The organism is Pedobacter sp. AJM, from assembly GCF_002197755.1.
Classification (GTDB): domain Bacteria; phylum Bacteroidota; class Bacteroidia; order Sphingobacteriales; family Sphingobacteriaceae; genus Pedobacter.
This window is the reverse complement of the sequence record NZ_NHOT01000003.1, coordinates 830,844-853,340: the sequence shown is the minus strand read 5'-3', so window position 1 is coordinate 853,340 and position 22,497 is coordinate 830,844. Positions and strand designations below refer to the sequence as shown.

The window sequence follows — 22,497 nt, the reverse complement described above, 5'->3', positions numbered from 1 at the left end:
AATCCGGTGTTTAGCAAAGTTAATATAGTACCCCGCTGGCTTATATTCATCATTGACCTGATGATTTGCCTCATCTCCCTTGGAGTTGCCTATTTTATTCGGTATAATTTTGATATCACCGATTTAGATGTCATCTTTTTTAGCCGCAGTGCTTTAGTGACTATTGGGATTAATATTGTCGTTTTTCTGGCCGTTAAATCATACAGTGGTATTATCCGGTATACCAGTGCTCAGGACACTTTACGTATTTTGTTTGCGGTGGTATTAAGTAGTGCCAGCTTATTTATTCTGAATGTGTCTATCCTGGCCTTCATGAACAAGATGCTGATTTCCAATATTATTGTGGTGGTATATGGTTTAGTCAGTTTTGTAACGTTGATCACCTACCGGGTACTGATCAAATATTTCTTTACCTATGTGAAAAACCTGAATTTGGATAAGATGCGGGTAGTGATATACGGTGCTGGTGAAGCGGGTGTGGCGACTAAAAGAACCTTTGATCATGATAACCGCATCAATAAAAATATTGTCGCCTTTGTGGATGATGATTTGCGAAAAGTAGGGAAAACTATTGATGGGGTTAGGATCCTGGATGCAAAGGATCTAAAATTATTAATATCAAACCGGGAAATTGATGAACTTATTTTTGCCTCCTTCAGTATTCCTATTGAGGTGAAAAATGAAATTGTTGATGCCTGCCTGGCCTATGATGTGGTGGTGCTGAATATTCCGCCTTCCAATGTATGGATCGATGGCAAGCTGCAGTCGTCTCAGATTCAAAACCTGAATATCGAAGATCTGCTGAACCGGAAAACCATAGAAATTGATGTGGAGGGGATCCGCAGCCAGATCCGAAACAAGCGGATTTTAATTACCGGGGCAGCCGGCTCCATCGGCAGTGAAATTGTTCGTCAGCTGCTCAAATTTGAGCCCAGCCTCATTATCCTGAATGATCAGTCGGAAACCGCTTTGCATGAGCTTTACCTGGAACTGGAAGAATCCAGCCAGAACGCCAATTACCATGCTGCAGTAGGTGATGTACGCGACGTGAAAAGAATGGAGTACCTGTTCGAAACCTATAAGCCACATTTTGTGTACCATGCGGCAGCCTACAAACACGTGCCTTTAATGGAAGATAACCCTTGTGAAGCCATTAAAACCAATGTGATGGGGACCAAAATCCTCGCAGACCTTTCTGTAAAATATGGTGTACGCAAGTTTGTGATGATTTCGACCGATAAGGCCGTAAATCCAACGAATATTATGGGGGCTTCCAAAAGAATTGCCGAAATATATGTACAGTCTTTAAATAATACCTTAATCAATCATAACCATATTTTCAGCAACGGACTAAGTTACATCAACGGGTTGAATGTAAAGCCGATTACTAAATTCATCACCACCAGATTTGGCAATGTGCTCGGTTCAAACGGCTCCGTGATCCCGAGGTTTAAACAGCAGATTGAAAAGGGCGGACCGGTTACGGTTACACATCCGGAAATTACCCGGTATTTCATGACCATTCCTGAAGCCTGCCGGCTGGTGCTCGAAGCCGGAAACATGGGTGTGGGTGGTGAAATTTATATCTTTGATATGGGTAAATCGGTTAAAATTGTGGAACTGGCCAAGAAAATGATCCGCTTAGCCGGATTAATTCCTAATCAGGATATTAAAATTCAGTACAGCGGTCTGCGTCCCGGGGAAAAACTCTTTGAGGAGCTCTTGAATGATAATGAAAATACCATGCCAACCCATCACCATAAAATTATGATCGGGCGGGTAAGGGAATATATCTTTAATGATGTAGAACAGCACATCTATAAACTCATTGACTGTGCCCGGTTAAACGATAGCCGTCAGGTGGTCGTGCTGATGAAGCAATTGGTACAGGAATATAAAAGCAATAATTCAATTTACGAAGAACTAGATCATGCGAATGAAAAAAACTAATACGCCATTTTTAATCTTATTGGTTACCCTTATCCTTTCCTGTGCCTTACATGAAGGATCTTTTGCACAAACCCCCAATCAGCAAATTCCATATTCCTACCAGTTCTATCAAAAGTTAAATTCTGCTGTTTACGATATCAATTCCAGCTTTCACAGTTCCATCAGGGGCTTTTATGCGGATGACAGCCTGTTAAATGGCCAATACCAGGCGCTAATGAAACTGGGTGTAGACAGTCTGAATAAAAGAAGCTGGTTAAGAAGAAAACTCACTGATGAACATCTGGTCAATTTCAATGGAGATGATTACCATGTTTACATCGATTTCCTACCTGATTTTCAGATCGGAAGAGAATTTAAGGAAAGTAAAACAACCTGGTTAAATACCAGGGGTTTCCAGATTGGCGGCGATATCGGGAAGCAATTCTCGTTTTATGCCAGTGCCTATGAAAACCAGGGTGTTTTTGCCAATTATGTGACGGATTTTATCAATACCAACAAAGTGGTGCCAAGTGAAATGACAGGCAAACTGGACGGGAAAACGAAAGACTGGTCTTATGCAACAGCCTTACTTTCTTTTACCGCCAATAAACATTTAAATATCGCGCTGGGTTACGACAAAAACTTTATTGGTGATGGTTACCGTTCCATGTTGCTGTCTGACGTGGCGGCAAACTATTCCTTCTTAAGGTTGAGGACTTCATTGGGTAATGTGCAATACCAAACCATCTTTGCTTATATGCTTGATCCGGGTGCGGAGCGCTTTACTGAAGACAGAAGATTGGGCGATCGTGGCAAATGGATGGCAGCGCACTACCTCGACTGGAATATCACCAAACGTTTCTCTGCCGGCTTTTTTCAGGCAGTTACCTGGGCTGATGCAGAGAAGGAAGGAAAAAGAGGCTTTGACTTTAATTATGTACATCCCTTTATTTTCCTGCGTTCTGTGGAGAGTGCCAATACCACTTCACCGGATAAAATGCGTTTAGGCATTAACCTGAAATATGAAATTCTAGACAAAACCACGCTTTATGGTCAGTTCATGTTTGATGAATTTACAGCCAAAGAAATCTTTGCCAATACGGGCTACTGGGCCAACAAACATGCCATTCAGCTGGGCTTCCGCGGATCCGATCTGTTTAAGGTGCCCCGCTTAAACTACCTGGCTGAATTTAATACAGCCAAACCTTATACCTATGCCCACTTTGACCGCGTTTCCAATTATGCCGCCATGAACCAGCCATTGGCCCATCCCTTTGGTGCAAATTTCAGGGAATTTTTAGGCTTGCTGAACTATAGCTACAAGCGGTTCGATTTTCAGGGACAAATGATTTATGCCAATTATGGTGAAGATCCGGAAGGCTTAAACTATGGTAAAAATATCTTTTTAAGTTATGAAACACGGGTGCAGGATTATGGCGTACACACGGGACAAGGCATTAAAACCAACCTGTTTTTTACGGAAGCAAAGGTTTCTTACCTGATTAATCCCAAATACAACCTGCGTGCAGAAGTTGGCGGCATTCTCAGAAGAGAATCTTCATCCCTGACGGCGCAAAATACAGGTTTAATTACCTTTGGGATCAGAAGTACCTTCAGAAACTTATACCGCGATTTTTAATCTGTTGCCTACACCCTTTTGCTTATTACACCTATCTAAATTAATGGATCATGCTGCTCATTGAAAAGACCTTTAATTATTTCAAGCAAAGATTTCTGCGGAAATTTTTTTACCGGTATGGTTTTGGAAGTCCTGTCAGCAAAAATATCTGGGAAGCGCAGTTTAAAGATGGAAAGTGGGATTATCTTTATGCAGACCAGGAAGCCCTGCATTACAAAAGTATAGCCAAATTCTACAGGCAATACGGGAAGGGAAGTATGCTGGATGTGGGCTGCGGACAAGGCGTTTTATACCATTATCTTCAGCAGGATATTCATCCGCCTGAAGCATACCTGGGTGTAGATATTTCAGATACTGCCATTATGCAGGCTAAAACCAGCTTTCCGGGTGCCAGATTTGAGCAAATGGACTTCGATAATAGTCGCCTGGAAGAACAATTTGATATCATTGTTTTCAATGAATGCCTTTACTATTTCAAAAAACCCTTTGATAAACTGGCTTCTGCTATCGCCAAAAACCTGAAGCCTGGTGGTGCTGTTATGGTTTCCATTTTCTACTATGCCGAGCATGCGGTATTATGGAAAAAATTAAATGAACAATATCAGTTCCTGGCAGTAGATGAGGTGACCAATGATAAAGGCCAAATGTGGAAAATAGGCATTTTTAAACCCTAATTCATCCTTTTTTTGTTAGGGCAAGACGGCAATTTTGGACGCAGGATGATCTGTCTATCTCCGCATATTGCGTTACGCTCTCCCTCAGGCCTTCCCTTTGCTTCGCCATAACGGGCTTTACGTGGTTTTCATGGCAGCGCACTTTTTTCAGCGGTTTCAGCACCTTGTATGGACACTGGTCGGCGTAAGCATATCCCTTTATACAATAGGAGAAATTAAAACAGGCGGTGCCTGACCAGCGTTAAGCGAGACTTGACTTATGCCCAGGGCATGAGCAGCGCCATATTTGTGGCTATCTTGATCAAGAGAAAATGAGGCTGAGGACATACCAAAAACCGGCGTTCCTGATTACACACCCACGGCCGTACAAAGCCCTTCTCTTCATACAAGCAGCGGAGGGAGTGCATTTTACGGATAGCTGTTGCAATACCCGTTAAAACTTAATATATTCATTCATCTAAATCTTATCTCATGCAAACACTTTCAATCGGCTCAGCAGGCAGCGAGGTTTTTATGCTGCAAAGAGGCCTCTCTTTTCTTAATTATTCACTGGTCATTGACGGCAACTTTGGCCCGGGTACCCAGGCAGCAGTCAGGCAATTTCAAACGGATCATCAATTAGTTGCTGATGGCATTGCCGGGCCCGCTACCTGGGCTATGCTGGATAATCTGGTACCGCAGGGCATGGATATCAGTCATTTTAACGGCCTTATCAACTTCGCCCAGTTATCACCGCATATTCAGTTTGTGTATTGCAAAGCCAGTCAGGGCGCAGGTTTTAAAGACCCTACGCTATCTTCTAACATGGCAAGCATCAGGCAGCAGGGGCTGATATTTGGTGCTTACCATTTCTTAACCTTTCAGGATTCTGCCGCTGTTCAGATGCAGAACTTTTTATCGTGCGGCATTGATTTCAGGGCCCCGGGCACCTTGCCACCGGTATTGGATATTGAATGGCAGGTCAGCTCAAATGATGCGCAGAGCCAGGCCATGAACCAGTACATCCTGAATAATAAAAATGCCTGCGTTCAGCTGATTCAGGATTGCCTTACGCAACTTTCCGCTGCAACAGGTCGCATCCCGATGATCTACACCGCAAAATCGTTCTGGACGGAATATTTTAGCGGAGTCACTTTCCCTGATTATCCTTTATGGGTGCCTTCTTACCAATCTAACCCACCGGGGTTATTTGGTTCATGGCAGGCATACACATTCTGGCAATATTCGGGAGCCGGAACGGTAACAGGTGTGGCTGGTCAGGTAGACCAGGATCTTTTCAATGGCAACAAGGCCGCTTTAAATGCACTGGCATTGATCAGCAGTAGTGAAGCGCAGGTATAAATAGCTCGGGGCTTGCCCTGCAAGTGTTTAACGTATACTGCTATAGTTAACATTCTAAAGTATATAAATATGAAAGCCCCATCAGTACCTGATAGGGCTTTCATAATAAATGATGGGGTTAGATTAACGAATTCCTGTCTGCTATCCCTTTTAGTCGCCACAATCTTTCAATTTACTATCCGTTTGGGTTTGCGCACGAAGATGGCTTTCAATTGATCGCATATCTTCTCGTTACGATTTGGCGCTGCTGTTATCGGAAGATTGATAAAAAAACACTTAACTGTTTTTCGGCAAGCTCACCTGACAAATCTTCGTGAATAATGATGGTATCAACTTTTGGGGTTAAGGGATTACCGAGATTAATTTAGGAAAAGCATTTTGTCAGGTACATGGATTACCTATTTAAAGGAGATAACCCACCTGCTGTCATTCCGGAGCAGCCTAATTCAAAACAAGCATGTTATCACTGTTTTAGCTGGCTGACAGGCATGACTGATGCCTTAATCCTTCACTACGCGGTTTTTCAATAATAAAATGGGGTCATATAAGGCCCGCATGAGGCGGTATCTTTTGCCGAGTTTCATCGTGATGATTTTCCAGTCATCCGTCTCATTAATGGCAAATCTCCGGAGCGTATATCGCGTTTCCACCGAAGTATAAATGGATAAGCCAAAAGTATACCCGGCCTTTACCAGCATTTTTTGATGTTTCGCCGGGATTTTGCCGTATGGATAGGCGAAGGAATAGACCGGGGACTGCAGTAAAGTTTCCAGGTTTTGTTTCGAACCGGCAATATCCTGGTAAGCCGTTGCTTCACTTACCTTGTTCAGCCGGATGTGGTTTTCGCCGTGGCTCCCTATTTCCATGCCGAGTGCCAATAAATGCCGGAGTTGATCAAGATTCATGAGCTTTACACTGCTCATGGCAAATTCTTCAATATCCCAGGTGTTTTCACCGTCAATATGATTGGAAGGCATATAAAACACCGCTTTCATGCCGCGTTTCAGCAATTCAGGGATGGCAAATTCAAAAAGCTCGGCTGCACAATCATCAAAGGTGATGATGATCCGGTTTTTTAAGTCTTTTGCGGTGAATTTCTGGCTGACGATTTCATGAAAGGTGGTGGTTTGCAATTGCTGTTCTTCAATGCAGTTTAAAAATTCCAGGAACTTACCATGACTGATACACCAGGTCTGCAAACTCGGGTGAGGCTGTTCTGCTACATGATGGAGCATGGCAATGGGGATATTCAAGGGGTTTTCCGGTTAAAGCGTCAGCGAAATTTTAATTCTCAAATAAACGGATTTAATCGGTTAAAAACTCAGATTCCATCAATTTTTTTAACGCTAAAACGAATAAAACGACTTAGCTGTCAAAGTTGTAAAAGTGACAAACTGGTAAAAAATTTCTCATCCGGCTAAACTTTACATACCTTTGCGAGCATTTTAGCGTTCTTGTAACAAAACCATATCATGACTATGCGGATATTCTATCCCTTTTTATTGCTGATTTTTCTGAGTAGCTGGGTATCTGCACAGACTTTACCAGTAGGTTTATTGGAAAATGTGGAAGATGCCTACAGAAGGCAGCAATTGCTGGGTAAAGACAGCTCCAATAGTTCTTATATGATCAGGCCAATGTTTATGTCAGACCGGAATGACCTGGCATTGGATCCGGACAGCAGCTACTCTTTACTTCATTTCAGGAAGCTACTGTATAGCAATCCCAAATTCAAAACCCAGATTTATGCCTTGCCCTTAGCCTGGCAGCAACAAGTCAATTCCCATCATCCCTATGGCATGAATGATGGTTCCATGGTACAGGCCAAAGGTTATGAAACGCAAATCTCCGCAGGCATTTATGCCAAGATCGGCCCCTTAAGTATTCAGTTCCGGCCAGAATATGTATATGCACAGAATCTGAAATTTCAACGTTTGGCTGATGCGCCAAATGGCGTCTATTGGAATACGCCTGTTACCGCCACATACTATAATAAAATTGATCTACCTGACCGGATGGGTAATAAAGCTTATTCCAAAATGAGTTTAGGACAAAGCAGTATCCGCTTGAATGTTGGTCCAGTGTCAGCAGGCTTCTCCAATGAAAATTTATGGTGGGGACCTGGCGTACGAAACTCTTTGTTGATGACGAACAATGCGTCTGGATTTAGACACCTAACTTTAAATACCACCAGACCCGTGAAAACTTATATTGGTTCTTTTGAAGCACAAATTATTGGTGGACGCTTGGAGCAATCCGGTTTCACTTTAAATCGTGATCCGACTGTTCCGCAAGCGATCAGAAATGAATTGGTTCAAAAGCCATATGATTGGCGTTACATATCTGGTATAACAGCAACCTATCAGCCTAAGTGGGTTCCTCAATTGTTTTTGGGCCTTGCACGCACTTTCGTCGTGAATAGATCAAGCATGGGCACTGGCTTTAGTAATTATTTTCCAATTTTTGGCGCCATAGAAAAAGCATCATTTAATGAGGCCGATGGTAATAATGCTGCTGATGCTGCAGAAAAAGATCAATATATCTCTTTTTTTGCCAGGTATATACTTCCAGAGAGTAAGGCAGAAGTTTATTTTGAATATGGACGGAATGATCATTCTAATGATTTGCGTGATGCAATTGTAGAACCGGAACATACCCGGGCTTATGTGGTAGGTTTTCGAAAATTAATTCCGGTGCGAAGCGCAGATGAATTTATTCAGGTTGGTGTCGAACTGACACAGTTAGAAAAGCCAGCTACAAGAGAAACCAGGGCAAGCGAGACCTGGTACAGTCATTATCAGGTATTAGATGGTTATACGAATAAAGGCCAGGTATTGGGTGCTGGTATTGGACCAGGAAGTAATTTACAAACACTTGATTTAAGTTGGGTTAAAGGGCTAAAAAGAATTGGAATTCAGTTGGAGAGACAAGTTAATAATAATGACCTTTTTTACCGCTTTGCATATGCATCAGCTGATAAAAATCAATATATCAACAGGCATTGGATTGACCTTTCTCTTGGAGGTAATGTAAGCTGGAATTATAAGAATTTCATATTGAATGGTCAATTGACTTATATTCGATCACTAAACTATCAATATCAATGGCAAGCGAAGCCAGATGGTGATTTTTGGAACTGGAACAAACAAGATGTGAATAATTTGCATGCCAAAGTTGGCTTGGTGTATCTATTTCAATAATGATTAGTTATTAATCTACATATTAAATGAATTGAAAAGCACCTATCAAACAAATCCATCTATTTGATATTGCATTAAAATGATTAAGTTTGCAAAATTGATAAAATGTTCTTTTGAACAGATAAATTACCTATGAATAAAATTATTTTCTTGAAAAGAAACAGCATTTATTGCTTGTTACTTCTATTAACATCGACAATATTACCATCTTGTATAAGTAATAAAAAAATCGCCTATTTCCAGGATATTCAAACGATAGATAAAGCTCAACTTGAGAATGCCACAAAGTTTACGGAGCCTATTATTCAGTCAGATGACATTCTAAGTATAAACATTTTTACGTTGAATCCTCAAAGTGGAGCTATCGTTAATCAAGCAGCATCCAATACTGTCTTAGGAGGCGGAGCTAGTACAGCTGTAGCGGCTCAGCAAGTATCAGGTTTTTTAGTAGATAGAAATGGAGATGTTGAGCTTTCACTTATTGGTAAAGTCAAAGTCGCAGGTTTAACAACATATGAAGCTAGAGAATTAATTCGTGAAAAAGCTGCTTCAGTCTATAAAGAACCAAATGTTCAGTTAAGATTTGCTAATTTCAAGGTTAGCGTGTTAGGAGAAGTAAATACCCCTTCGGCCTATACCTTACCTAACGAAAAGGTAACAGTTTTAGATGCATTGAGTTTGGCTGGAGATTTAACAATATATGGAAGAAGGGAAAACGTTTTAATTGTCAGAGATAATAATGGTAAAAAAGAGTTTGCTCGATTAAATTTAAATTCTTCTAAAATATTTGATAGTCCATATTATTATTTAAGACAAAATGATGTAGTATATGTTGAACCAAATAAGCGAAAGGTTTCTGCATCGAATTCTGCACAAGTCCAAACTATTAGCGTAATTGCATCTGTTTTGTCTGTTATTGTTGTAGCTATTACAAGTTTAAGATAATATTAGCATTATGAATAATCTGCCAGGAATTAATATGGAAAACAATCATACAGAAGAGGAAGAAACAATAGATTTAAAGAAAATACTAAATCAATTTTTAGTAAAATGGCACTGGTTTGTTATTAGTGCTTCAGTTTGCTTATTGGTTGCTTTTTTATACTTGAAATATACCGCACCAACTTACCAAATCAATGCTAGGGTATTAGTAAATGATGATCAAAAAGGCGGAGGTATAGGTAAGCAAGCAAGTGCATTAATGGATTTGGGTGGCCTTATGGGTGGTCATAATTCTGTGGATAATGAAGCAGAAATTTTAACCACTCGTTTCTTAATGGAACAAGTGGTAAGGAAAATGCAGCTCAATATTGTCTATTATAAAAAGATAAATTTGGTCAGTAGAGAGTTGTACAATACACCTTTTAAATTGACATTAGTTAGCGTATTGGATACCCTTAGACCAAGTAAGATTAATATTAAAATTGGTACTAATGATCAACTTGATGTTAAAAGTGATGGTTTCAAAGGAATGGTTAAATGGGGACAAACCTTTCTTATAAAAGGAATTGGTAAAATTAAAATTGACAAAATATCCACTATTTCTTCAAATGATATTGATTATTCGATAGTAATTAGCTCTATTGATGACAGGGTGGCCAGCCTGATGAATCAGCTTTCGGTCGCGGTCTCTAATAAGCAAGTTTCCATTATTGACTTGGGTTTATCATATCCAATACCACAAAAGGGGGAAGATATTTTAAACACTTTGATTAACCAGTATATCAAAGCAAATTTAACCGATAAAAATGCGATTGCTGATAGTACGGGTAAGTTCATCAAAGAGCGCTTATCTCTAATCGCTTCTGAATTGGGTGATGTTGAAAATAAAGTCGAATCTTTTAAACAAAGAAATAAACTCGCAGATATGAGTGAACAAGGCAAAGCGCTTGTTAAAAATACTAGTGAATTTGCTTCAGATTTGGCTAATGCTGAAACAAAAGTTACAGTCATTAATGATTTAGAGGCTTATATGAAAGATGAGTCCAAAAATAAAAAGATTTTTCCCACTTCGCTTTTCCCACAAGATATGGCTTTCTCAGCTTTAATGGGTCAGTACAATGCCTTACTTATTGAGCGTGAGAAACAATTATTAAGTGTGACAGAAGAAAGTCCATTCATTCAAAATATTGATAATCAAATTGCAGGTTTAAGAAAAGGAATTTTAGATAATATCGAAAGCACTAAAAATAGTTATATATTAACACGAAACCAACTTCGGAACCAATTAAATAAAGCTCAAGGAGAAATTTCAGGAGTGCCAGAGGTGGAAAAAAATTACCTAAAATTGGCTCGAAATCGAGATATTAAACAAGAGTTATATATATTTTTGATGCAGAAAGCAGAGGAAACTGCTATTTCCAAAACAGCTAATATGTCCGTTGCTAAAGTAATTGATCCACCAAAGGCACAATTCGCTCCTATAAGTCCTAAAACCAATGTAATTATTTTGGCTGGTTTATTCATTGGTTTTGTGTTGCCGGCAGCTATAATTTTTATACTAAATGCTCTGAAAACAACCGTTGCTACTAAAGAAGATATTGCTAATCATACCAATGTTCCAATAGTAGGAGAAATTAATCATAATCTAAGTAATGACAACATGATTGTGGCCAATAGTTCTCGATCTGCCATTTCAGAACAATTTAGGGCATTACGCACCAATTTATCTTTTTATCTTAAAAATGAAGGAGAGAAAGTAATTTTATTGACGTCCAGTATGAGTGGAGAAGGTAAGTCATTTACAGCGATTAATTTAGCCAATGTACTGGCACTATCGGGTAAAAAGGTACTATTAATGGAACTTGATTTACGCAAACCTGGCTTATCATCTAAATTAGGTGTCGACAATGGTATTGGTTACAGTAGTTATACTATCAATCCTGAGATTAAAATTGAAAACATTATTAAGCCTTTATCTCTTAATAATAATATGTTCATTATTTCTTCAGGCCCTTTGCCACCAAATCCTGCTGAAACCTTAATGAGTGAACAAATGCCCAATTTAATGTTAGAGCTCAAGAAACAGTTCGATTATATTATTCTCGATACTCCACCTGTTGGAATTATAACTGATGCACAACTTCTGGCTAATTATGCTGATATAACATTATATTTAGTACGCCAAAACGTAACCAAAAAAGATCAGCTAAAGATCGTTGAAGAGTTATATCGTTCAAAAAGAATGAAGCATTTAGGCATTGTAGTAAATGATATTAATAGTAAAAGCTATGGTTATGGTTATGGTTATGGGAACTATGGAGAGGATAAAAAGGAAAAGCAAAATATTTTCGATAAAATATTTAATAAAATTTAAAAATATTGATAGAATAAAATGAAAGTTGCATTAATTACTGGAATAACTGGACAGGATGGGGCCTATTTGGCCGAATTGTTATTGGAAAAAGGATATATGGTTCACGGAATTAAAAGAAGAAGTTCTCTTTTTAATACAGATCGAATAGACCATCTTTACCAAGATCCACATGATGAAAACTTACGCTTTAAATTGCATTATGGTGATTTAACAGATTCAACTAATTTAATTAGAATTGTTCAAGAAATTCAACCTGATGAAATTTATAATTTAGGTGCAATGAGTCATGTTAAGGTATCTTTCGATTCGCCTGAATACGTAGCCAATGTAGATGGTATCGGAACTTTACGTATTCTGGAAGCCGTAAGGATATTAGGCTTAGAAAAAAAGACCAGAATTTACCAAGCATCTACTTCTGAATTATATGGAGGCATGCCGGAAAATAAGAATGATAAAGGTTTTTATGATGAAAATTCACCGTTTTATCCGCGTTCGCCATATGGTGTAGCCAAGATTTACGGGTTTTGGATCACCAAGAATTACCGTGAGGCTTATAATATGTTTGCCTGTAACGGAATCTTATTTAACCATGAAAGCCCATTAAGAGGGGAAACTTTTGTAACCCGGAAAATCACACGTGCCGTAGCCAAAATAGCACAAGGTTTACAAGACAAATTATTTTTAGGAAATCTTGAAGCGGAACGAGACTGGGGGCATGCAAAAGACTATGTAGAAGCGATGTGGCGAATTTTACAACAAGATGCACCTGAGGATTATGTTATTGCGACAGGGGTAACGACTAAGGTTCGTGAATTTGTGCGGATGGCATTTGCTGAAGTGGGAATCACCATTGATTTTAAAGGTGAAGGTATAGCAGAAAAAGGCTTTGTAAGTGCTTGTGCCAATCCTGAATTCCAGGTGGCGATCGGTACCGAAGTGGTAGGTGTAGACCCTTCCTATTTCCGTCCTACTGAGGTTGATTTATTAATCGGTGATCCAACTAAATCCAAAACAAAATTAGGCTGGGAACCAAAATATGATTTGGCGGCTCTAGTTAAGGAAATGGTGGCTACAGATGTGGATCATTTCAGAAAAGAAACACTTTTAAAATCTCATGGCTATACCATTAAAAATCAATACGAATAATGTCAGAGTTATATCTGAAAGATAAGTCTTCAAAAATATATATAGCCGGCCATAAAGGCATGGTAGGCTCTGCAATCAAACGGAAACTGGAAAACGAGGGCTTTGAGAATATCCTGGTGGCAGATTCCAAAACCTTAGATTTACGTAATCAGCAGGCCGTTTCAGATTGGTTTGGTAAGAATCAACCTGAATATGTTTTTTTAGCCGCTGCCAAGGTTGGCGGGATTGTCGCCAATAATACTTACCGTGGAGAATTTTTGTATGATAACCTGATGATTCAAAGCAATATCATTGAGGCATCCAGAAAAGCCGGTGTTAAAAAGCTGATGTTTTTAGGTTCTTCCTGTATTTATCCGAAAATGGCACCACAGCCATTAAAAGAAGAATACTTATTAACGGGTGAATTGGAACCAACCAACGAACCTTATGCCATTGCGAAGATCGCAGGAATTAAAATGTGTGATGCTTACAGGGATCAATATGGATGTAATTATATCTCGGTCATGCCCACCAATCTTTATGGTTTGAATGACAATTACCATCCTCAGAATTCACACGTATTGCCCGCATTGATTAGGAGATTTCATGAAGCTAAGCAGCAAAATTTACCCAGCGTGACCATCTGGGGATCTGGTACACCAAAACGGGAGTTTTTGTTTGCTGATGATTTGGCGGAGGCCTGTGTTTTCTTGATGCAGCATTATAATGAGCCAGGATTAGTGAATGTGGGTTGTGGTACTGATTTGAGTATTGCGGAATTGGTAAATGAAGTTAAAAATGTTGTTGGCTATGAAGGTGAGATTGAATATGATTTAACTAAGCCCGATGGTACACCACGAAAATTAATGAATGTTGATAAGCTTAATGGCTTAGGATGGAAGTTCTCCACATCGCTGAAAGATGGCCTGCAAATTGCTTATACCGATTTCAAGAATAAAACATTGGAATAAATGAATTATACATTAAAGGTTGCTGAAATTCGAAAGGAAACTGAAGACACGGTAACCTTATGCTTTAAGCAACCCGGCTTAAAGAAAATAAAATATCAAGCTGGGCAATACTTAACCTTAATTTTTCGAATTAATGGCAGGCGTTATATCCGGCCCTATTCTTTTTCTTCTTGTCCTGGTGTAGATTCATTTCTGGAAGTCACGGTAAAACGTGTCGAAAATGGCTTAGTTTCCAATCATATTAATGATATGGTCAAAGTAGGGGATTCCATAGAGGTGATGCCCCCGATGGGAGACTTTGTGTTTGACCCAAATGATCATTTGACTGATGTCTACTTTTGGGGGGTGGGTAGTGGGATTACACCTTTAATCTCCATTATTAAGCATATTCTGAATTCAACGGAGCATATTACTGTCCATTTGAATTATGGCAATAGAAATCATGAAACGACCATTTTTAAAGATCAGATTGAAGCCTTAAAAAACCGGTATGCTGAGCGATTGATTACCAGGCATTTTCATACTAAATTAGTCATTGATGAAGCGAATCCATATCTGATTCAAGGACGAATTGACCAGGAAAAAGCCCTTTTCATTCTAAACGGACAAATGACTCCTGAACATTGTGCACACTATATCTGTGGACCAGCGGGTTTGAAAGAGTCTGTAAAGAATGCCATACAAATTAAGTATGGAACTTTAACCAACGTGTTTTCAGAAGACTTTGAACTGATTAAAGACCCAAAGGATTTTGAAGATGTGCACACACAGAAAATTTCATTAACCTTTGAAGGCACTGTTCATACATTAGAAGTAGCCAAGGGAAAAAGTATCCTGGATGCCGCCTTAAATGCAGATATAGAATTGCCTTATTCCTGTCAAACAGGAAATTGTAGTACCTGTAAAGGAAAATTGGTTACGGGTAATGCGAAGATGATCGGATTAAGCAAACAAAGAGATGATTTAGAACAAAACGAATTTTTGCTCTGCTGCACGCATCCGTTAACCGATAATGTACATATAGAAATATAAGATAAAAATATGAAAGTTGTAATACTTGCAGGGGGTTTAGGTACACGGCTGATGGAAGAAACAGAAGCCCGTCCAAAACCAATGGTTGAAATTGGTGGTAAGCCGATTTTATGGCACATTATGAAAATATATGAAGCCTATGGCTATAATGATTTCGTATTGTGTTTAGGATACAAAGCGCAAAGCATTAAAGAGTATTTTTTGAATTACTATCTCTATAATTCAGATGTATCTATTGATATTGAGAAGAATAAGGTCGACGTCCACTTTTCCAATTCTGAATCTTTTAAAGTTACCTTGGTTGATACGGGTTTAACCACCAATACCGCAGGCAGAATAAAAAAAATTCAAAAATATGTGCAGGATGAAACTTTCATGCTGACCTATGGAGATGGCGTTGCAGATATAGATATCACTAAATTAGCTGCGTTTCATAAAAGCCATGGTAAACTGGCCACATTGACCAGTATCCAGACACCCGGGCGTTTCGGTAATATTGAAATGGACGAGCATGGTGTCGTTAAACACTTCGTAGAAAAACCTCAGGGTGATGGCATGTGGATTAATGGTGGTTTTTTCGTTTTGGAACCAGGTATTTTCAAGTATCTGGAAGGTGACATGGACGAGATTCAGTGGGAGAATATACCTCTAAAAGAAATCGCAAATGACGGTCAATTGGCCGCATTTAAACATTCCGGTTTTTGGAAACCAATGGATGCATTGAGAGATCGCATTGAACTGGAGCAACTTTGGTCTACTGGTCAGGCAAAATGGAAAATCTGGTAAGATGAGTTTTCAGAATATATATCAAGGGAAAAAGGTACTTATAACCGGTCATACTGGTTTCAAAGGGTCCTGGATGGCGATCTGGCTTAAAGAATTGGGCGCAGATGTATATGGTTATGCACTGGCGCCACAGTCCGAAATGGATAATTTCGTTATCTGTAATCTAGAAAGTCAGATCAACCATTACGAAGGTGATGTACGGAATGGTAAAAAACTGAAGGGCTACTTTGAAGAGGTGCAACCTGATTTTGCTTTTCATTTGGCTGCGCAACCTCTGGTATTATTGTCTTATCAAGATCCCGTAGGCACATTTGATACCAATTTGATGGGTACAGTTAATTTCTGGGAAGCAGTAAGGGCTACCCCATCCGTAAAAGCTGCAGTTAACGTCACCACCGATAAATGTTATGATAATAAAGAATGGGTTTGGGGCTATCGCGAAAATGATCCGATGGGTGGAAAAGATCCTTACAGTGCCTCAAAGGGCTGCTCTGAGCTGATTACGAATTCGTATTTGGAATCATTTTTTAGTATTGAGGGTACCTGTAATATTGCCTCTGCCAGAGCGGGTAACGTGATAGGTGGTGGCGATTGGGCACTTGACCGTATTATTCCTGATTATTTCAGGGCGTTTAAAGTGGGCGAGAAACTCGAAGTTCGTAATCCTTATGCTACCAGGCCTTGGCAACATGTATTGGAGCCATTAAGTGGTTATTTAAATCTTGCTGCTGAACTTTCCTGTAAAGGAAAAGAATTTACAGGAGGATGGAATTTTGGACCAGAAGATGTGACCAACTATTCTGTAAAAGAACTTATTGATGAGATTTTACTGCTTGATAACCGAGGAGGATACGTAATTCCTGAAGGAACTAAAAAACTCCATGAAGCTGTTTTATTGAAATTAGATATATCAAAAGCTGCTAATTTTTTAAAGTGGAAGCCAGTGCTAAGTTTTAAGGAAACTGTAGACTTTACTCTAAAAGGGTACATAGATGATCTTAATGGCGGTAATAATATTTTAAAGGCGAGATCTGAACAAATTTATCAGTACACCAAAACCGCTATTGCAAAACAAATAAACTGGGCATTAGAATGGAAATAAAGGATACAGCTTTTCAGGATTTATATATTATGGAATACAATAATTTTCTTGATCAACGAGGGGAATTTGTTAAGACAATCCATAAGGAAACTTTTTTAATTAAAGGCTTGGACTATATCTTTAGCGAAAGTTTCTATTCTGTTTCCAATAAAAATGTGATTCGGGGAATGCATTTTCAAATTCCTCCTGAAGATCACGCTAAATTAGTTTATGTGGTAACTGGATCAATTATTGACGTCATTTTAGATATCAGAAATGATTCTCCAAACTTCGGCAAATTTTTTTCGATTGAATTATCCGCAAAAAATAGGAAAGGAGTATATATTGGAAAAGGATTTGCACACGGATTCTTAGCATTAGAGGATAATACTACAGTTGAGTATCATACAACCACCTCACAAAATCGCGAATGTGAAGCAGGAATTAAATTTGACTCTTTCGGATATGATTGGGCTGTTAAAGAACCAATTCTTTCCAATAGAGATTTAGCATTCCAAAATTTTTCTAGCATAGAAAGCCCGTTTTAAGATGATAGCATTTATTATCGGTGCATCGGGCTTAGTTGGCTCACACTGTCTATCTGTGTTTAAAAACAATGGATGGGATGTTATTGGTACTCACCTAAACTTCAAAACTGATTCAACAGTTTCATTTGATTTTTCAAAAGAGGATTTAGATGATTTCTTTCAAAAGTCAAACTTTAAACCAGATGTAATCATTCATTGTGCTGCTTTAACCAATGTTGACTTTTGTGAAAATAACGTTGAGGCTAGCTATGAAGGTACCGTATTACCCACAATAAAAATCGTTGATTATTGTGAAAGAAATAATGTAAAATTAGCATTTATATCTACAGACTATGTTTTTGATGGGAAAAATGGTCCCTATCATGAAGATGAAATGGTAAATCCACTAAATATATATGGAAAGCATAAATTAGCATGTGAAGATCTTGTATCTAAGCTGGATCAGCATTTGATTTTAAGAATTACTAATGTTTATGGAGAAGAAGGTAGATCTAAAAATTTTATAGCCAGACTAATAGATGATGCGAATAACAAAGTAGTAAAAGAATTAAAATTACCATACGACCAGTTTGCAACACCAATTTATGCCGGTGATATTGGCAGAATGACATTTCAGTTGATCAAAGATAACAAAAAGGGAATTTTTCACTTAGCTAGTACTGATTATTTTAATAGGTTTCAACTGGCAAAGAAGGTATTGTCTTATTTCAAAGATACTGAGGCTATAAAGATTTCACCGATTAAAACATCAAATGCAAAGCAAGCAGCATTAAGACCTTTGTATGGGGGCCTTTTAAACACAAAATTTATTGAAGAATATCCGGATTTTACATTTGAAAATGTAGATTCCTTTATGCTAAAAGTAACAAAACATGAATTATAAACATTTTAGCGGAACTTTAGAGGAGCAATTGTCCGAAATAGCCGCAAAGAACGCAAAAAGAGAAATCATTCCAGGACAGGACTATATTGCTGTAACAGGTAAAGTTATGGATCAAGATGACCTGTTATTAGGTGTTGACTCCATGTTAGACGGATGGTTAACTGCTGGAAGATTTGCAACTGAGTTTGAGTATGAGTTTGCGAAATATTTCGGTGCGACAAAAGCATTGTTGGTAAACTCTGGTTCTTCGGCTAATTTAGTTGCATTTTATACATTAACCTCTCCTAAACTTGGCGATAGAGCCATTAAGCCAGGTGATGAGGTCATTACTGTAGCCGCTGGTTTTCCTACTACAGTAAATCCAATTGTTCAAGCAGGAGCCATTCCAGTTTTTATTGACGTAGACATTGCAACACACAATGTAAAGGCAGATATGATAGAGGCCGCTGTTTCTCCGAAAACAAAAGCCATTATGATCGCCCATTCATTAGGTAACCCATTTGATTTAGACGAGGTGATGCGTGTGGCTAAAAAATATAATCTTTGGGTGATTGAAGATGACTGCGATTCATTAGGTGCAACCTATAAAGGCCAAAAAACAGGAACATTCGGAGATTTATCTACTTTTTCATTTTATCCTGCTCACCATATCACTATGGGTGAAGGTGGTGCTGTAGTAATAAATAACCCTGAATTAGCTAAGATTGCTGAAAGTTTCAGAGATTGGGGCAGAGATTGCTACTGTTTACCAGGCAAAGATGATACTTGCGGTTGCCGTTTTGGTCAACAGTTAGGATCACTTCCTTATGGCTATGATCACAAATATACCTACAGCCATGTTGGTTTTAATTTAAAAGTGACTGATATGCAAGCAGCTCTAGGGGTTTCTCAATTGAAAAAAGTTGATTACTTTATTCAAAGAAGAAAAGAAAATTTTGCTGCATTATATTCTCGTATGAAAGAATTTGAGGAAGTGTTTATTTTGCCTGAACCTACTGCAGATTCTGATCCATCTTGGTTTGGTTTCTTATTAACGCTAAGAGAAGGGGATTCAAATGATCGCCACATGCTCGTGCAATATTTGGAAGAGCATAAAATTGGAACTAGACTACTTTTTGCTGGGAATTTATTAAGACAACCTGCTTATGCTAATGTTGAACATAGAGTTGTTGGAGATTTAACTAATACTGATATTATTATGAACCAATCGTTTTGGTTAGGCGTTTGGCCAGGATTAAATGAATTCCATTATGATTACATTGCTAATGTAATTAGAAAGTATATAAACAATTAAATAATGATTTAGTTTTAGGTGCAGGATTAGTGGGGGGGGTTCATTATTTAAGTCGTGAGTTTTAGTTATAAAAAAAGTATCAGGTTGGAGGTGTCGTATTTATTCCCATTAAAATAATCGTCTTACATGAAATGAAGGGCTTTATGTTTCATTTTACGAATAATTTGAGTTAGTCCAATGATTAATGAATTTAATGTATTAAAAAAATGATGAATTCGAAATGGAAAAATATTTAAGTATATAATGAGCGATATTAGATTATCAAAAAAAGATGTTATTTGGGGGTACTTTGCCCAGTTTTTTTCAATTGCATCCGGAGTTTTGGTTTTGCCATTAATACTACATTTGCTTAGTCCAGAAGAGATTGGTATGAATTATTTGATGCTGACCGTTGGATCATTGGTGTCATTATTTGATTTTGGTTTTGGTCCTCAATTTGGGAGGAACATTACTTACATTTTTAGCGGAGCACAACAATTAAAAAAAGAAGGTATTCATAGCAGTCAAGAAGATATAAAACAAATTAACTATCGTCTATTAGCTACAATGATCTATACTGTTAGGTTTGTCTATCGAAGGTTGTCACTTGTAGTTTTGGTAGTTATGCTTTCGTTTGGTACATTTTATATTTATAAAGTCACTAATGGTTTTACAAATGTACATCAGTCCTTATTTATTTGGATAGTTTATTCTATATCAACTTTCTTTAATATGTATTATACCTATTATGCATCGTTATTAATAGGAAAGGGTATGATAATGGAATCGAAAAAGGCAATGGTCTATTCTAGGATTGTTTATATTATTATAAATGTCTCTTTGTTGTTATTGGGCGTCGGTTTGTTGTCTATTGCAATTGCTAATCTATTAGCACCTTTTGTAGAGAGATTTATTTCCCACTACTATTTCTTTACAAAGGAATTCAAAAGTAAAATTGATCAATTTGTAATCACTAGGAAAGAAAAATTGGATTTGTTTAATATCGTTTGGCATAATGCACGCAAACTCGGTTTAGTTTTTATAGGATCGTATGCAATAACTCGTTTTGCAATGTTTTTAGGAGGGTTGTATTTGAGTTTATCAGATATTGCTTCGTATGGCTTAATGGTGCAACTTGTTGGGATAATTTCGGGTATTTCAAGCACCTTGTTTATGATTAATAATCCACGTTTTGCTGAGTTAAATATTACAGGAAATATGAATGATCTAAAAAAAGAATTTGCTTTTGCTATGGGAATTTTTTATTTATTATTTCTAATTGGCGGTGTTTTTCTTGTGTTAGCAGTGCCTGAGTTATTAGTATTAATTAAAGCAAAAGCAGTATTACCTGTATCGAGTATCCTTATATTATATTTAATTGTAATGCTACTTGAAACGAATCATTCTTTTTTTGCAACGATGATCGTTATAGGCAATTCTGTTCCTTTTATGTGGGTTTCTTTAATTACAGGTGGATTTATAGCTTTGGGAAGCTATCTCTCCTTATCTTTTACTAATTATGGTTTATTAGGTTTAGTATTAGTTCAAGGGACTGTACAACTAGCGTATAATAATTGGAAATGGCCTTTTGTTATATTAAATAAATATAATATAAGTTTATTCGATTTTTTAGGATTAATCATTTCAGAAGTATTTTATAGACTAAAAGCGTATACTAATGCTAGATAAAAGTGCTGATTTTTTTAAAATCGAAGATAATTTTGCCAAGACTAAAAATATCACATCGATTTCCTTAATTCAATCAAAATTAAGCTTTGAACCCCAAATTACGATTGCAATACCTACATATAAAAGGGCAGATTTATTAAGGGATACCCTTGATAGCGCTATCAATCAAATTGAATTTATTGAATATGATATAGTAGTTGTAGATAATAACCCGGAACGTGGGTGTGAGACAGAAAAGTTAATGAATTTTTATAATAACCCGCGCTTAAGTTATTATAAAAATGAAGAAAACATTGGCATGTTTGGTAATTGGAATCGTTGTATAGAGCTTTCCTCTGGAAAATATTTGACAATTTTAAATGATGATGACATATTAGAACCAAATTATTTAAAATGCGTTTTGGAAATTGTTTCAGTTAAACAAAATTTGGATGCCATTATAGTTGGACATAAAGTAATTGATTCTGAAGGTAAGTTAATTTTAAAGCATAAAATTGCTGAACCCAAACTTAATAAAGTTATTCCGCTAGATTTACAACTGGGTAATGTGAATCCGGGGTCACTTGGTATACTATTTACGAAAGAAAGTCTATTAACAATAGGCGGCTATGATGAGAAATTTTATCCCTCGTCTGATTATATGTTTTTAGTGAAGTACCTAGCCCATTATGATAATGTATTTTACCTAAATGCTCAATTAACTAAATATCGTATTGGGTTTAATGAATCAAAAAAAATAGCTACTCTTCAGGGTTTTATTGAAATGGATACGAAAATCAGGCAGTCATTTAAAATTATTTATCCAATACTACGAAAAGTTATTGATTTAGCACAAAATGTAATAATACTGAAACAATATAAAGCGTTAAGTGCAGCTTCGGAAGAATTTGAAAATATAAATTCAAAGCATATAGAAAAATTGGAAAAGGATATAAATTTCTTTAATAAAATCGCATTCAAATCAATTCCAATTTTTTGTAAATTAATAAGGTTCAAAAATAAATTATAAT

At 37.5% G+C, this 22,497-nt stretch carries 18 protein-coding genes; 17 read left to right on the top strand and 1 reads right to left on the bottom strand.

Annotated features, from left to right (window positions below; genetic code table 11):
- The first annotated feature begins 6 nt into the window (after positions 1-6).
- The 4 genes from CBW18_RS09420 (at position 7) to CBW18_RS09405 (ending at position 5,583) form a co-directional block, all read left to right on the top strand.
- Positions 7-1,950 (top strand): nucleoside-diphosphate sugar epimerase/dehydratase, encoded by a 1,944-nt coding sequence (locus CBW18_RS09420; protein ID WP_088301029.1) that lies wholly within the window; start codon positions 7-9, stop codon positions 1,948-1,950.
- On the top strand, positions 1,937-3,568 hold the full coding sequence (locus CBW18_RS09415; RefSeq protein WP_088301028.1) for a gliding motility protein RemB: 1,632 nt from the start codon (positions 1,937-1,939) through the stop codon (positions 3,566-3,568). Before CBW18_RS09420 ends, CBW18_RS09415 begins: the two co-directional genes overlap by 14 nt.
- A gap of 50 nt (positions 3,569-3,618) precedes the next feature.
- A complete protein-coding gene (locus CBW18_RS09410; protein WP_088301027.1) occupies positions 3,619-4,242 on the top strand; it encodes a trans-aconitate 2-methyltransferase in 624 nt (207 codons plus the stop codon).
- Between the two features lie 471 nt (positions 4,243-4,713).
- Complete coding sequence (locus CBW18_RS09405; RefSeq protein WP_088301026.1) at positions 4,714-5,583, top strand: GH25 family lysozyme; 870 nt, start codon at positions 4,714-4,716, stop codon at positions 5,581-5,583.
- A gap of 500 nt (positions 5,584-6,083) precedes the next feature.
- On the opposite strand, the gene CBW18_RS09400 is transcribed toward CBW18_RS09405, so the two are convergent.
- Positions 6,084-6,836 carry a polysaccharide deacetylase family protein gene (locus CBW18_RS09400; protein ID WP_140418652.1) on the bottom strand — a complete coding sequence of 251 codons (753 nt, stop codon included), beginning with the start codon at positions 6,834-6,836 and terminating at the stop codon, positions 6,084-6,086.
- 219 nt (positions 6,837-7,055) lie between these two features.
- Between CBW18_RS09400 and CBW18_RS09395 the strand changes: the two genes are divergently transcribed.
- The 13 genes from CBW18_RS09395 to CBW18_RS09335 all read left to right on the top strand — a co-directional run bounded on the left by CBW18_RS09395 (position 7,056) and on the right by CBW18_RS09335 (position 22,496).
- Positions 7,056-8,783, top strand: coding sequence for a capsule assembly Wzi family protein (locus CBW18_RS09395; protein ID WP_088301024.1), 1,728 nt, complete (start codon positions 7,056-7,058; stop codon positions 8,781-8,783).
- Positions 8,784-8,915: 132 nt separating this feature from the next.
- Positions 8,916-9,728: a polysaccharide biosynthesis/export family protein gene (locus tag CBW18_RS09390; RefSeq protein ID WP_088301023.1), complete on the top strand. Its 813-nt coding sequence runs from the start codon at positions 8,916-8,918 to the stop codon at positions 9,726-9,728.
- A gap of 10 nt (positions 9,729-9,738) precedes the next feature.
- Entirely contained in the window at positions 9,739-12,099 is a 2,361-nt protein-coding gene (locus tag CBW18_RS09385) for a tyrosine-protein kinase (protein ID WP_253248995.1), read from the top strand.
- Positions 12,100-12,117: 18 nt separating this feature from the next.
- The gene (gene gmd / locus CBW18_RS09380) at positions 12,118-13,245 is read left to right on the top strand and encodes a GDP-mannose 4,6-dehydratase (protein ID WP_088301022.1); all 1,128 of its coding nucleotides are present in this window, start codon (positions 12,118-12,120) and stop codon (positions 13,243-13,245) included.
- Entirely contained in the window at positions 13,245-14,195 is a 951-nt protein-coding gene (locus CBW18_RS09375; protein WP_088301021.1) for a GDP-L-fucose synthase, read from the top strand. Before gmd ends, CBW18_RS09375 begins: the two co-directional genes overlap by 1 nt.
- Positions 14,196-15,227, top strand: coding sequence for a ferredoxin--NADP reductase (locus tag CBW18_RS09370; protein WP_088301020.1), 1,032 nt, complete (start codon positions 14,196-14,198; stop codon positions 15,225-15,227).
- 9 nt (positions 15,228-15,236) lie between these two features.
- Positions 15,237-16,013, top strand: coding sequence for a glucose-1-phosphate cytidylyltransferase (gene rfbF, locus CBW18_RS09365; RefSeq protein WP_088301019.1), 777 nt, complete (start codon positions 15,237-15,239; stop codon positions 16,011-16,013).
- 1 nt (position 16,014) lies between these two features.
- Entirely contained in the window at positions 16,015-17,115 is a 1,101-nt protein-coding gene (rfbG, locus tag CBW18_RS09360) for a CDP-glucose 4,6-dehydratase (RefSeq protein ID WP_088301018.1), read from the top strand.
- A complete protein-coding gene (locus CBW18_RS09355) occupies positions 17,106-17,642 on the top strand; it encodes a dTDP-4-dehydrorhamnose 3,5-epimerase family protein (protein ID WP_088301017.1) in 537 nt (178 codons plus the stop codon). The genes rfbG and CBW18_RS09355 overlap by 10 nt, the downstream gene beginning before the upstream one ends.
- Before the next feature lies 1 nt (position 17,643).
- A complete protein-coding gene (locus CBW18_RS09350) occupies positions 17,644-18,525 on the top strand; it encodes an SDR family oxidoreductase (protein WP_088301016.1) in 882 nt (293 codons plus the stop codon).
- Complete coding sequence (gene rfbH / locus CBW18_RS09345; RefSeq protein ID WP_088301015.1) at positions 18,515-19,819, top strand: lipopolysaccharide biosynthesis protein RfbH; 1,305 nt, start codon at positions 18,515-18,517, stop codon at positions 19,817-19,819. Before CBW18_RS09350 ends, rfbH begins: the two co-directional genes overlap by 11 nt.
- 243 nt (positions 19,820-20,062) lie before the next feature.
- Positions 20,063-21,487, top strand: coding sequence for an O-unit flippase-like protein (wzx, locus tag CBW18_RS09340; RefSeq protein WP_088301014.1), 1,425 nt, complete (start codon positions 20,063-20,065; stop codon positions 21,485-21,487).
- Positions 21,477-22,496 carry a glycosyltransferase gene (locus CBW18_RS09335; protein WP_088301013.1) on the top strand — a complete coding sequence of 340 codons (1,020 nt, stop codon included), beginning with the start codon at positions 21,477-21,479 and terminating at the stop codon, positions 22,494-22,496. Before wzx ends, CBW18_RS09335 begins: the two co-directional genes overlap by 11 nt.
- Position 22,497 lies beyond the last annotated feature (1 nt).